We start from the raw sequence: 12,561 nt of genomic DNA, 5'->3' as shown, positions 1-12,561 counted from the left end.
GCCTTCTTCACACACGCGGCATGGCTGGATCAGGGTTCCCCCCATTGTCCAATATTCCCCACTGCTGCCTCCCGTAGGAGTCTGGGCCGTGTCTCAGTCCCAGTGTGGCGGATCATCCTCTCAGACCCGCTACAGATCGTCGCCTTGGTAGGCCTTTACCCCACCAACTAGCTAATCCGACTTAGGCTCATCTATTAGCGCAAGGTCATTACTGATCCCCTGCTTTCTCCCGTAGGACGTATGCGGTATTAGCATCCCTTTCGAAATGTTGTCCCCCACTAATAGCCAGATTCCTAAGTATTACTCACCCGTCCGCCGCTAAGATCAGTAGCAAGCTACTTCTCTCCGCTCGACTTGCATGTGTTAAGCCTGCCGCCAGCGTTCAATCTGAGCCATGATCAAACTCTTCAGTTTAAAATCATTAGTAGCTTATGGCTACAAATCTTGGCTCATCAATTACTGACAAATTCTCTCAAATAAACTTCGAGTAATTTAAACCAATCAATCAATGACAATATTTCGATCAATCAATTAGTAAAAATCCACACAAGTTGTTCTTCTATTCTCTTAATGATCTTCTTCATGCTTCGTCAGCATCAAGCTAGGTCGGCTATATTACTCTCAATCTCTTAAAAGTCAACAAGTAATTTAGATATTTTTAAAACTCATTCTACTCTACCAAAATATCAATCAAATCCTTCAAGATCCAACCAACACCCTGTTTTTCAACAAGTTTTTATCCGCATCACCGCCGATGAGTGCGCATTCTACAGCATTATCAAACCAACGCAACCCCTTTCTTAAAAGATTTCACCCCATCGTCTATGTTTTGATCATATTTAACGGGTTTGATTGTTATTTGCACCAATCAGCTTAATTTATAAAACAATTCAGCAATTTTTATTATTTTCGTTAAAAATATTTAGAACTTTTTTTAAACAGCTAATTTAAGTAGAATTAGACGACGGTTGCATATTTATAAGTTTTATTGACATGTTTTACAGTATAAGAAGAAGTTTAGCTGTTGCTATGGTCATTCTAATGGCCTGTGAAACTGTGCCCGCTGTTTCTGTCCATAATGCTTATAGCCTGACTTTAGCCATTTTAAGTTATAGTAAATGGCCAAATAATATTACACCAACCTTATGTGTCATTGATAATCCTGTTGCAACGGCAGCGTTTCAAAGCCAAGTCAAACAATCTGCTTATGAATATCATATTCAAGGATTAAGCGCGGTCAATTTTTCGAAATCTCAATGTCAGGCGGTTTATTTTTCTAATCTCACGCCTCAACAACAGCAAAATTTAGTGAATGCTTATCCTCAAAGAAACTTATTATCTTTTAGCAATAATAATCCTGATTGTGAAACTGGAAGCATTTTTTGTTTATACACGCAGCGCGGATTAACCACCTTCAAAGTTAATCTCGATGCTTTGAGTTATTCTCAGGTTCATATTGATCCTCGAGTACTACTTTTAGCTCGCAATGCGGAGTAAGGAGAAATGATTTCAAATCTGTATAAATCTAAGTCTTTACATTCTTTATTCCGTAAATCTCAGGCAACGATTTTTGCCATTACTTTTTTTATCTGTACATTCACGTTTGTTCTTATTTCAATATTTACCATTGAAACTTATGCCAAACAAAATTTGAATATTTTAGGGTTGACCGTGAGTGAACGGATTCAGCCAGCACTGGTTTTTAAAGATCAACTCACATTACAACAAATTTTAAATGAATATACGGAGCAGCATTCGATTCGTACGATCCATATTTATGACAAAAATCATTTAGAATTGGCATCGAGTTCAAAACCCCCTGTTTATTATAGTCAGCTCCAAAGTTTTTTAGATTATGTTTTTCTAAAAGATCCTATTAAATTAACAGTTTATCATCACAACAACAAAATTGGTGAGTTGGTTCTTTTTGGAAGTTCAGAAAAAATTATTCAGTTTATTATTACCATTCTAATTGGCCTTGCGATTGCCATGATTTTTATTGTCATTGCGCTATGGTGGTCAACCAATATGACCTATCGTTATATTATGCAATCCATGCGCCCATTGACTCAGATTGCCCAAGTCGTCAGCGATCAAAAAGCATATAACCTACGCTTTCCAAATAATAATATTAAAGAGTTTCAAGATTTAAATGATGTATTTAATCAATTATTGGAAGAAATTCAAACATGGCATACACATCTACAAAATGAAAATCATCAATTATCATTTAAAGCACATCATGACCATTTAACCCAGCTCCCAAATCGAAGCTACTTTTATCAAGAACTGGTTGATTTATTTGAAGATCACCAGAAACGACAAAATTCCGCTTTGATGTTTATTGATAATAATAATTTCAAACAAATCAATGATCAATTTGGACATCTAGCAGGTGATGCCGTGCTAGAAGAAATGGCGAAGCGTTTAAAATCAAAGCTGAGACATCAAGATTTTATTGCACGTTTAGGTGGAGATGAATTTGCTGTCATTTTGCAATCCATTCACCAAGTTGAACACCTGATTACGATTGCTGAAAATTTAATTGCCAGTAGTAAAGCACCGATCATATTTGAAGGGCAATCTATTGAATTCAGCTTTAGTTTAGGCATCGCATTTTCAAGATTCGCCACTACACCAGAAGATTTGATCATGCAAGCCGATCAATCGATGTATAAAGCAAAACATTTAACTCACCACTGGTTTATTTATAAACCTTAATTTTGGAATTCCATATGCTTAACCACTCCCTGAAAATTTCATTTTTAGCAATGATTTGTATTGCACTTTCTGGTTGCTTAAGTTTTGGCCCTTTAAAATATAAACAAGTCCGTATGTTAAAAAAGGAAGGATTCGTACTGACCGATGAAGGCTGGACACTCGGTTTACCAGAACGATTGTTATTTGATTTCGATAAAACAGATATTCAACCTGCACATGAGCAGGAAATTTCACGTTTAAGTCGTCAGTTGCAAAAATATGATTTGCAAAAAGTGAAAATCGTTGGACATACCGACAATATTGGAGCAACTCAATATAATTTGAAGTTATCCCAAGAACGCGCACAGAGCGTTGCCAATATTTTCATAGCGCATGGCTTTAAAGCACAAAATATACAGATTGTTGGTCGCGGTGCTGAACAACCTTTAGTACCCAATACGACTGAAGAAAATCGTGCTGCAAATCGTCGTGTTGCTGTAATTATTATTCCTTAAACTTAAAATTTTCAAATCTCCATGACAATCATGTGGTGGAGATATTTTGAAAGGAAGAAATTTCTGACATAAAAAAACCGCATTTAAGCGGATATTTTATCTATTTTAAAACTTAAGTTTTAAATGGTCGGAGCAGTAGGATTCGAACCTACGACCCCCTGGTCCCAAACCAGGTGCACTACCAGGCTGTGCTATGCTCCGATACTCTCTTTAAAAGAGTGGGGTGAATGACGGGATTCGAACCCGCGACAACTGGAATCACAATCCAGGGCTCTACCAACTGAGCTACATCCACCATAACATTTGATTCTTAGTACCAAGCTACCGAATGGCGCGCCTGACAGGATTCGAACCTGTGACCATCCGCTTAGAAGGCGGATGCTCTATCCAACTGAGCTACAGGCGCGTAACCGATGATATGTCTATCATGCGATATTTCGCCGAATTTAAAATATCAAATACATCACAATATTTTAATGGTCGGAGCAGTAGGATTCGAACCTACGACCCCCTGGTCCCAAACCAGGTGCACTACCAGGCTGTGCTATGCTCCGATTTATCTCAGCTTTTGCTATATCGCACATCGTGCGGTACGGTGTGCATTCTAGGCGCGGCGTGTGATTACGTCAACACCTAGAATTAAAAAAAATTAAAAATCCTTATCGAATGTATATTTAAGCAGCATTTTAGCGTTTTAGTGAAGCACTAAACGCCAACATCCGATCCAGAGGAAGTTTAGCCCGTTGTGTCAAAGCAGCGTCGACGTGTATTTCCTGATCCGCATGTTGTAATACATGCAGAATTCCATCCAGCTCATTCATCGCCATCCAAGGACAATGTGCACAAGAACGACAAGTCGCTCCCTCACCCGCAGTCGGCGCTTCAACTAGGATTTTATCTGGAACCGCTTGTTGCATCTTATAAAAAATGCCACGATCCGTAGCAACAATTAAAAGCTGATGTGGCAACGTTTGTGCGGCTTTGATCAACTGTGAAGTACTACCCACAGCATCTGCAATATCCACCACCGATTCTGGAGATTCGGGATGAACCAACACAGCTGCATCTGGATACAGTGCTTTCATATTGGCGATACCACGAGCGCGGAATTCTTCATGTACAATACAGGCCCCATCCCAAAGCAACATATCAGCACCTGTTTTCTTTTGGATGTAACGCCCTAAATGTTGATCTGGCGCCCAGATAATCTTTTCACCCAAACTGTCTAAATGCTCAATAATTTCTACGGCACAACTCGATGTTACCACCCAATCCGCACGTGCTTTAACTGCGGCAGAGGTATTGGCATAAACCACAACAGTATGATCAGGATGCTGATCACAAAATGCAGTAAATTCATCCACAGGACAGCCTAGATCCAGTGAGCAAGTGGCTTCCAAAGTGGGCATTAAAATGGTTTTTTCTGGAGACAAGATTTTAGCCGTCTCACCCATAAATTTGACACCTGCAACCACCAATGTGCTTGCAGCATGGTCTCGTCCGAAACGTGCCATTTCCAGTGAGTCAGAAACACATCCACCAGTCAGCTCTGCTAGTTCCTGTACATCGGGGTCACAATAATAATGTGCGACAAGTACCGCATTACGTTTTTTGAGTTCTGCTGCAATTTCCGCAAATTTTGCCTGTTTAACATCTGGACTTAAGTGTTGATCTTTCGGCTCACCTAAACGATCTAAATGCGCCTGCACAATGTTTTTTGCGTCGTTCGCAATTAAATTCGCACTACTCATAAACGTCTTCTCATCCTTTTGCATACGGGCTGGCATGCTTGTAACGTTACATCACAAGTTACTGGCTATGATTTGATAACTTGAGAACCAAAAGCGGGCAGTTAAAAAAGCCTCCCAGAGGAGGCCTGATTATAGCTTAAATTATAGCGAAATATTTAAGATCGGTAATCTGCATTGATTTTCACATAATCATAAGACAGGTCACAGGTATATACAGTGTCCTTCGCCTGACCACGTCCCAAATCAACACGTATGGTAATTTCTTTTTCCGCCATCACCGCAGCCCCCATTTCTTCGGTGTAATCTGGATTTGCACCGCCATCCAGACAGATTTGCACATCTCCCAACCAGACCTGAACTTTGCTGCTATCCAAGTTTTGAATGCCCGCCTTACCAATCGCCATGACAATCCGTCCCCAGTTTGGATCGGAAGCAAATAAAGCGGTTTTGATCAGCGGTGAATCTGAAATGCTATACGCGACATCACAACATTCTTGGGTATTAGCTCCACCCTCGACAGTCACAGTGATGAATTTGGTAGCGCCTTCACCATCGCGCACAATCAATTGTGCCAAACGATTCATGATAAGGGTGAGTACATCAAGCACCACGGTATAGCGTGGATCAGTGCTAGACTCTATTACATTTCCACCCGCCTGAGCTGTGGCAACAAAAATACAGGAGTCGTTGGTTGAGGTATCACCATCAATGGTAATGCGGTTAAATGAATGCTCGACTGTGGTCTGTAATAGCTGTTGAACCATTGCTTGGCTGATCGGTGCATCAGTTGCGACAAAACTCAGCATGGTTGCCATATTGGGACGAATCATCCCTGCGCCTTTACTGATACCAGTCATGGTATAGGTGATACCATCCAATTCAAACTGTTCAGATGCTCCTTTAGGCACGGTATCCGTGGTCATAATCCCAAATGCAGCATCTGTCCAACTTGCTTCATCTAATGTGTCTAACGCAGGTTGAATGCCATTTAATAAACGCTCAATCGGAAGCTGTTCACCAATCACGCCTGTTGAAAAAGGCAAAACCTGATGAGGTTGTACATGAGCAAGTTCAGCCAGTTTGGCACAGGTTTTAGTCGCATTTTCTAAACCGAGTTTTCCTGTTGCAGCATTGGCATTACCAGTATTAATAATGAGATAACGCGGCTGTTGTACTGCTGAGCTTTCGTTTAAATGTTTTTTGCTGAGTAAAACGGGCGCAGCGGCAAAAGCACTTTGGGTAAAAACACCCGCAACCTGCGAACCTTCAACAAACTCGAACACCACTAAATCTCGTCGATTGGGATAACGCACATACGCTTGGGTTGAACCAATTTTTACACCCTTTACCACATGCATATGCGGCATTGTTACGTCACCAACAGCCATTTTGAATATCCGATGAATTCGTTATAGAAAAGAAAAGCTTAGTTCAAAATAACATAAAAATCGAGAGCTCAAACTCACTTTACAGCAATAAAAAAACCAGCAATCTTGCTGTTTTTTTTATTTTGACTTTTTAATTGGCCGCAAGTTGAGCAGATGTACCCAATAAAGCCTGCTTGGCTTTTTCCTGACTCGCTGCAGAAAGCGCAGGGTTAGTCGCGACAATGCGACTTACATTTGCAGAGTTGGCAGCACTAATCGCCGCTGTTTTAAAAATAATAGGGCGAGTTCCTGTATTACCCAGCGTATAGCGAATTCCTGTTCTAGGACTGACTAAAGTCGTCGTTTGATTCTGAACAGTTGCTTGAGCTGTAGTATTACCTTGTGCAGCCATTACCTTGTCAACAGTCGTGGTTTGGATTGGCTGTGCATTTTCTGTTGCAGCAAATGCAAATGCTGGAATCGTTAAGGCCGTCATTGCTAATGTTTTTAATACTTTTTTCATTGTCTTTACCAGTTTTCACTTCAAGATGTGCAAGTAAATACCATTTAATCGAACAAACTGCAAATACTATTCACAGCTTGCAACATCTCGTAAAAAAAGCAGAACATAAATGTTCTGCTTTTTTTTAAATCAGGATCTTTTATGGCAAGATCTTTATCTCACGATTAAATACGACCATGGCATTGTTTATATTTGAGTCCAGATCCACATGGGCATGGCGCATTACGGCTCGCAGGGGGCGTAATTTGCTGCTGTGGCGCTTGTTCTTCAATCTCGTGATGAGTCACTGTTCCAGTTAAGCCGTCAACTTCATCATGTTCAAAAGATAAGCGCATCGCTTCTGCTTGTTGCTGCTGTTGAGCTTCAAGTTCTGCCAGTTCTTCTGGTGTCGGAATATGAACGCGTGACAAATCAGTTACGACGTCAGATTTAATAATGCCTAACATATTAATGAACAAGTTAAAGGCTTCTTTTTTATATTCCTGTTCAGGATTTTTCTGAGCATAACCGCGTAAATGAATCCCCTGACGCAGATAATCCATCGCCGCCAAATGATCTTTCCAATGGCGATCCAGAGAATTCAACATAAAGTGACGTTCAAGGGTAACGGCGGTATCAGTTCCCATTTGGGTGCGACGCGCTCGATAGCGATTAATTACTTCATCAGTAATTCGTTCTACCAACCCTTCTTCATCTAGACGGCGATCATCATTAAGCCATTGTTGAATTGGCAACTCAATACTCAAGTCAACGCGCAAGGCATTTTCCAGACCTTCAACATCCCATTGGTCATGGATCGATTCAGGCGGAATAAAATTCGCAATCATGCCTTTCATGACATCACGATGCATTTCTTCGATATAATCTTGCAGCGTACTTTCAGCTAAAACTTCATCGCGTTGCGAATAGATGATCTTACGTTGTTCGTTATTGACATCGTCATACTTCAATAAGTTCTTACGAATATCAAAGTTACGTGCTTCGACTTTGCGCTGTGCATTTTCAATCGAACGGCTCACCATTTTATGTTCAATGGCTTCATCTTCTTTGAGACCCATGGCACGCATCATACCAACCACACGGTCACCTGCGAAGATACGCATCAAATCATCTTCAAGTGATAAATAAAAGCGTGATACCCCAGGGTCACCCTGACGACCTGCACGACCACGTAACTGGTTATCAATACGGCGTGATTCATGACGCTCAGAACCGACGATATGTAAACCGCCTGCATTCAGCACGGTTTCATGATCATGTTCCCATTCTGCTTTTAAACGCGCCTCATCTTCAGGCGTTGGATTTTCAATTTTAGCTAGCTTGGCTTTCCAGTTACCACCCAAAATAATATCCGTACCACGCCCAGCCATATTCGTTGCAATCGTGACCGAATCTGGACTACCTGCCTGCGCAATAATATCCGCTTCACGTTCATGTTGTTTCGCGTTAAGGACTTCATGCTTAATGCCTGCCTGAGTCAACTTATGCGATAACACTTCACTGGCTTCAATGGTTGCCGTACCCACCAAAATTGGTGCACGGGTTTCCTGAATACGTTTAATTTCCTGCACAATCGCATCGTATTTACCGTTACGATTCAGGTAAATTAAATCATTTTGATCTAAACGAACCATTGGACGATGGGTTGGGATAATCACCACATCTAGTCCATAAATTTCTTTCATTTCCGCCGCTTCAGTGTCCGCAGTACCGGTCATCCCTGAAAGTTTTTTATATAAACGGAAATAGTTCTGGAAAGTCGTAGTTGCAAGCGTCTGGTTTTCTGGTTGAATTTCCAGACCTTCTTTGGCTTCAACGGCCTGATGCAAGCCTTCTGACCAACGGCGACCTGGCATGGTACGACCAGTGTGTTCATCGACAATGATCACTTCACCATCATGAATAATATAATGAACATCGCGGTGATATAAGAAATGCGCACGAATTGCGGCAGTCACATGATGAACCAGACTTAAGTTACTTGCAGAATAAAGGCTCTCGCCTTCTGCCAATAAACCCATGGCAATCAGTTCTTGCTCAACAGTTTCAAAACCCACTTCAGTCATTTCAACTGAACGCTGTTTTTCATCAATCCAGAAATGCCCACCATCGGCCACTTTTTCTTCTTTTTGCGCACGAAGTTTAGGTGGAATGTTATTGATCGCGGCATACAACTGCGAAGAATCTTCACTTTGCCCCGAAATAATCAACGGTGTACGCGCTTCATCAATCAAGATCGAATCGACCTCATCGATAATCGCATAATTCAAACCACGCTGTTTTTTCTCTGGCAGTGAAAACACCATGTTGTCACGTAGATAGTCAAAACCGAATTCATTGTTGGTACCATATGTGATATCCGCTTGATAAGCTTCAGCTTTCTCAACTGGAGACTGCATAGAGTAAATCGTACCAATGCTCAATCCCAAAAACTCAAACAATGGGCGGTTGAGTTCAGCATCACGCTGCGCCAAATAGTCATTGACCGTAATAACATGGACGCCTTGTCCACTTAAAGCATTTAAATAACAGGCCAACGTACCCATCAGGGTTTTACCTTCACCTGTACGCATTTCTGCGATTTTACCTTCGTGTAAGGTAATACCACCGATTAATTGCACATCATAATGGCGCATACCCATGACACGTTTTGCCGCTTCACGACATACGGCAAAAGCTTCTGGCAATAATTTATCCAGACTTTCACCATTGTTATAACGTTCTTTAAATTCTGGAGTTTTTGCAGATAAGTCTGCATCGCTTAGTGCTGATATCGTCGGCTCGAGCGCATTGATTTGATCAACAATTTTACGCATGCGTTTAAGTTCGCGCTCATTTTTTGTACCGAAGATACCTCCGATCAGACTTGCCAACATGAATAAACTCTCTAATCCTGTTTGTTATAAGGTCTGTTAATAGCAACAAACCCTAGGTCGGTTAATTTTTTCTTAGCTGTTATTATGGAGCCACAAATAAGAACTACAAGGGTTTTACGCCCAAACAGCGAAAAAATCTGCTAGATGACTCTAACATTGCTTAACCAAAGAGCGTTAATGTAGCAAATTTGCATTTAACTTACACCGATTTGCATGCGATTTTCTGATCTATTTTTGAATCAAGCCCCCACTCTATATCTTAAAAACTCATAACAACATGCGAAAACAATAATTTTAAATGCAATAAAAAAACTGCATATTTAAGGTCATACAACACATCACAATATTATGAGGTTTTTGCAATGAGCTTACGTTTAGGTGATACCGCCCCTAATTTTGAACAACAATCCAGTGAAGGAGAAATTAATTTTTATGAGTTTTTAGGTGATGATTGGGCGATCTTATTTTCACATCCTGCGGACTACACGCCTGTATGTACCACTGAACTTGGCTATACCGCAAAACTTAAAGATGAATTTGAAAAACGTGGAGTCAAAGCGATTGCGCTTTCAGTGGATGATGTTGAATCCCATCAGGGCTGGATTAAAGATATTAATGAAACTCAAAACACCACAGTCAACTTCCCGATCATCGCCGATAAAGATCGTAAGGTTTCAGAGCTGTATGGATTTATTCATCCCAATGCCAGTGAAACCACTACAGTACGCTCGCTTGTAATTATCGATCCCAATAAAAAAGTTCGTTTGATTATTACTTATCCTGCTTCAACAGGTCGTAATTTTAATGAAATATTACGGGTCGTAGATTCATTACAACTGACAGACCATCATAAAGTCGCAACTCCAGCAAACTGGCAACAAGGTGAAGATGTGGTGATTGTACCTTCACTCAAAGATGAAGAAGAAATCAAACAGCGCTTTCCGAAAGGCTATAAGGCCGTCAAACCTTATCTAAGATTGACACCACAGCCTGAGAAGAATTGAAACATCGTTTCAATTCTTCGCAAGACAAGCAAAGCGCGTAGTCTAAGAACAAAACTCTTAAAGTCTTCAAAAGGAGATGAACAGCTATGCTGTGAGTTAAGAGGTTAAAGCAACGCTTTAATTTTGTTCAAGACAAGCGAAGCGCGTAGTGTTTGAATGTGATACTTCAATTTTTATCAAAACAAGCGCAGCGCATCATTTAAGATAGTAAGTCTTCCATGTTTTACAAGCATGAAGATTGCATTAAATAATAAAAATAAACCTCAAAACAATAACTCATATCACCGTTTCTCCACCCAGTACCCATTGTCATGATGGGTACTTTTTATAATGAACAGATTTGGTAAAACTCACGGACTAGGTTATAAAGAAGATAATGTCCTAAAAACAATAAATTTATGATTTATAACATTCATCATTTGCATTGCGGTACGATGTGCCCTGCATGCGCCCCTCTAGTCAGTCAAACAGGCTTACAGGCACATATTATTTGTCATTGTTTATTGCTTGAAACTGATCGTGGGTTGGTGTTGATTGATACAGGTTTAGGTTTACAAGATTATTTACATACTCAGCAACGACTGGGCAGACTGATCCATCAATTTGGAAAAATTGAAATCAATATTCAACTCAGCGCTGTTCAGCAAATTCAACAACTCGGATTAAATCCCAAAGATGTGCAGCATATCTTTGTGAGTCATCTGGATTTTGACCATGCGGGTGGTATTTCTGATTTTCCCCAAGCTACCGTACATGTGTTGGCATCCGAATTTAATGCCACACAATCATTGTCCTTCAAAAATCGTATTCGTTATAAGAACAACCAATTTAAGCAGCATCGTCTTTGGAATTTCATTGAACATACTCAAGGAGAAAGTTGGTTCAATCTGGAAAAAGTGATGGGGTTGCCATTATTTCAGGATGAAATTTTAATGATTCCTTTATTGGGGCATTCGGCTGGGCACTGCGGGATTGCGATTAAACAAGCAGAGGGCTGGATGTTATTTTGTGGGGATGCCTATTTTTCACATCAGGAATTAGACTCCAAACAGAAACTGAAAGGACTACATATATTTGAGAGTATGCTCGCGTATGACAATAAAATGCGTTTAGCCAATCTCAAACAACTCCAATATTTAGCCCAACATGAACCACACATTGAATTGATTTGTGCGCATGATATTCAAGAATTTTTACGCTATCGACCATTATCATGAAAAAAACCTTATTTTCTCCCGTATTGATCATACTCACTTTAAATCTATCAGGCTGTATTACTCATCCCTCGCTTTCCCCTGAGCAACGACCATCACATTGGGGGAATTTGCTTCACGCAGAGCATAATTTTTATAAAATTAGCCATGATCTGTATCGCAGCGAGCAACCTTCACAAGCACTAATACCTGAATTACGACAACAGCAGATTCAGACCATCATAAATTTACGCAGTCGTAATGATGATCTCAAAGTGCTTGATCCACACGAATTTAATTTAGTTCACATCCCGATTCATACATGGGCCATTAATCGAAAAGATTTACTAGAAGTGATGCAACAGATTCAAATCGCAAAACAAAACCACCAAAAGGTTTTATTGCATTGCTATCATGGGTCAGATCGAACAGGTGCTAGTGTGGCAATGTATCGAATTATTTTTGAAAATTGGTCGATAGAAAATGCTGTACAAGAAATGAAATACGGAAGTTACGGCTACCACCCCATCTGGGTGAATATTGAAAAAATATTTACGCCTGAAAATATAAAATGGATTCGGGAGCAACTCTCGAATCCATCTTAAATCATCAGCAAGAATAACACTGCCAAA

10 protein-coding genes, 4 tRNA genes and 1 rRNA gene (1 of these 15 cut by a window edge) are annotated in these 12,561 nt (G+C 40.4%); 6 read left to right on the top strand and 9 right to left on the bottom strand.

All coding sequences use genetic code 11. The features are described 5' to 3' along the window. Window positions 1–414, bottom strand: a 16S ribosomal RNA gene (locus tag J500_RS08485) (its annotated part extends 1,112 nt beyond the left edge of the window); the annotation flags it as partial. 615 nt (window positions 415–1,029) lie between these two features. Between J500_RS08485 and J500_RS08480 the strand changes: the two genes are divergently transcribed. Genes J500_RS08480 through J500_RS08470 form a run of 3 tightly spaced genes read left to right on the top strand, consistent with a single transcriptional unit; the run spans window position 1,030 to window position 3,215 of the window. Then, complete coding sequence (locus tag J500_RS08480; protein ID WP_004991239.1) at window positions 1,030–1,497, top strand: YfiR family protein; 468 nt, start codon at window positions 1,030–1,032, stop codon at window positions 1,495–1,497. A 6-nt stretch (window positions 1,498–1,503) separates the two neighbouring features. Beyond that, the gene (locus tag J500_RS08475) at window positions 1,504–2,721 is read left to right on the top strand and encodes a diguanylate cyclase domain-containing protein (RefSeq protein WP_034699117.1); all 1,218 of its coding nucleotides are present in this window, start codon (window positions 1,504–1,506) and stop codon (window positions 2,719–2,721) included. 14 nt (window positions 2,722–2,735) lie between these two features. Beyond that, window positions 2,736–3,215 (top strand): OmpA family protein, encoded by a 480-nt coding sequence (locus J500_RS08470; RefSeq protein WP_034699116.1) that lies wholly within the window; start codon window positions 2,736–2,738, stop codon window positions 3,213–3,215. Window positions 3,216–3,339: 124 nt separating this feature from the next. On the opposite strand, the gene J500_RS08465 is transcribed toward J500_RS08470, so the two are convergent. From J500_RS08465 to secA, 8 genes are all read right to left on the bottom strand, one after another. After that, window positions 3,340–3,416, bottom strand: a tRNA-Pro gene (locus J500_RS08465). Window positions 3,417–3,434: 18 nt separating this feature from the next. Then, window positions 3,435–3,510: transfer RNA gene (locus J500_RS08460), tRNA-His, on the bottom strand. 34 nt (window positions 3,511–3,544) lie between these two features. Further along, a tRNA-Arg gene (locus J500_RS08455) sits at window positions 3,545–3,621 on the bottom strand. A gap of 71 nt (window positions 3,622–3,692) precedes the next feature. Further along, window positions 3,693–3,769, bottom strand: a tRNA-Pro gene (locus J500_RS08450). 132 nt (window positions 3,770–3,901) lie between these two features. After that, window positions 3,902–4,966 (bottom strand): quinolinate synthase NadA, encoded by a 1,065-nt coding sequence (gene nadA, locus J500_RS08445; protein WP_034699115.1) that lies wholly within the window; start codon window positions 4,964–4,966, stop codon window positions 3,902–3,904. Between the two features lie 155 nt (window positions 4,967–5,121). Then, window positions 5,122–6,354, bottom strand: a complete 1,233-nt coding sequence (gene argJ, locus J500_RS08440; protein ID WP_034699114.1) for a bifunctional glutamate N-acetyltransferase/amino-acid acetyltransferase ArgJ — start codon at window positions 6,352–6,354, stop codon at window positions 5,122–5,124. A gap of 130 nt (window positions 6,355–6,484) precedes the next feature. Next, on the bottom strand, window positions 6,485–6,856 hold the full coding sequence (locus J500_RS08435; RefSeq protein WP_034699113.1) for a hypothetical protein: 372 nt from the start codon (window positions 6,854–6,856) through the stop codon (window positions 6,485–6,487). A gap of 164 nt (window positions 6,857–7,020) precedes the next feature. After that, window positions 7,021–9,732, bottom strand: coding sequence for a preprotein translocase subunit SecA (secA, locus tag J500_RS08430; RefSeq protein ID WP_004991246.1), 2,712 nt, complete (start codon window positions 9,730–9,732; stop codon window positions 7,021–7,023). Between the two features lie 362 nt (window positions 9,733–10,094). Between secA and J500_RS08425 the strand changes: the two genes are divergently transcribed. The 3 genes from J500_RS08425 (at window position 10,095) to J500_RS08415 (ending at window position 12,534) form a co-directional block, all read left to right on the top strand. Further along, window positions 10,095–10,736, top strand: coding sequence for a peroxiredoxin (locus J500_RS08425; RefSeq protein ID WP_004993944.1), 642 nt, complete (start codon window positions 10,095–10,097; stop codon window positions 10,734–10,736). Window positions 10,737–11,134: 398 nt separating this feature from the next. Further along, window positions 11,135–11,953 carry an MBL fold metallo-hydrolase gene (locus J500_RS08420; protein WP_034699110.1) on the top strand — a complete coding sequence of 273 codons (819 nt, stop codon included), beginning with the start codon at window positions 11,135–11,137 and terminating at the stop codon, window positions 11,951–11,953. Further along, window positions 11,950–12,534, top strand: coding sequence for a dual specificity protein phosphatase family protein (locus tag J500_RS08415; protein WP_034699107.1), 585 nt, complete (start codon window positions 11,950–11,952; stop codon window positions 12,532–12,534). Before J500_RS08420 ends, J500_RS08415 begins: the two co-directional genes overlap by 4 nt. Window positions 12,535–12,561: the final 27 nt, after the last annotated feature.

The sequence above is a fragment of the Acinetobacter sp. 479375 genome (assembly GCF_000581715.1).
Classification (GTDB): Bacteria; Pseudomonadota; Gammaproteobacteria; order Pseudomonadales; family Moraxellaceae; genus Acinetobacter; species Acinetobacter ursingii.
The sequence above is the reverse complement of the archived record's forward strand: the minus strand, read 5'-3'. Positions and strand labels throughout refer to the sequence as shown.

What these genes read in the sequence shown, in the direction of transcription:
- J500_RS08480 (WP_004991239.1), top strand. Translation starts at nt 1,030, where the DNA reads ATGGTCATTCTAATGGCCTGTGAAACTGTGCCCGCTGTTTCTGTCCAT.
- J500_RS08475 (WP_034699117.1), top strand. Translation starts at nt 1,504, where the DNA reads ATGATTTCAAATCTGTATAAATCTAAGTCTTTACATTCTTTATTCCGT.
- J500_RS08470 (WP_034699116.1), top strand. Translation starts at nt 2,736, where the DNA reads ATGCTTAACCACTCCCTGAAAATTTCATTTTTAGCAATGATTTGTATT.
- nadA (WP_034699115.1), bottom strand. Translation starts at nt 4,966, where the DNA reads ATGAGTAGTGCGAATTTAATTGCGAACGACGCAAAAAACATTGTGCAG.
- argJ (WP_034699114.1), bottom strand. Translation starts at nt 6,354, where the DNA reads ATGGCTGTTGGTGACGTAACAATGCCGCATATGCATGTGGTAAAGGGT.
- J500_RS08435 (WP_034699113.1), bottom strand. Translation starts at nt 6,856, where the DNA reads ATGAAAAAAGTATTAAAAACATTAGCAATGACGGCCTTAACGATTCCA.
- secA (WP_004991246.1), bottom strand. Translation starts at nt 9,732, where the DNA reads ATGTTGGCAAGTCTGATCGGAGGTATCTTCGGTACAAAAAATGAGCGC.
- J500_RS08425 (WP_004993944.1), top strand. Translation starts at nt 10,095, where the DNA reads ATGAGCTTACGTTTAGGTGATACCGCCCCTAATTTTGAACAACAATCC.
- J500_RS08420 (WP_034699110.1), top strand. Translation starts at nt 11,135, where the DNA reads ATGATTTATAACATTCATCATTTGCATTGCGGTACGATGTGCCCTGCA.
- J500_RS08415 (WP_034699107.1), top strand. Translation starts at nt 11,950, where the DNA reads ATGAAAAAAACCTTATTTTCTCCCGTATTGATCATACTCACTTTAAAT.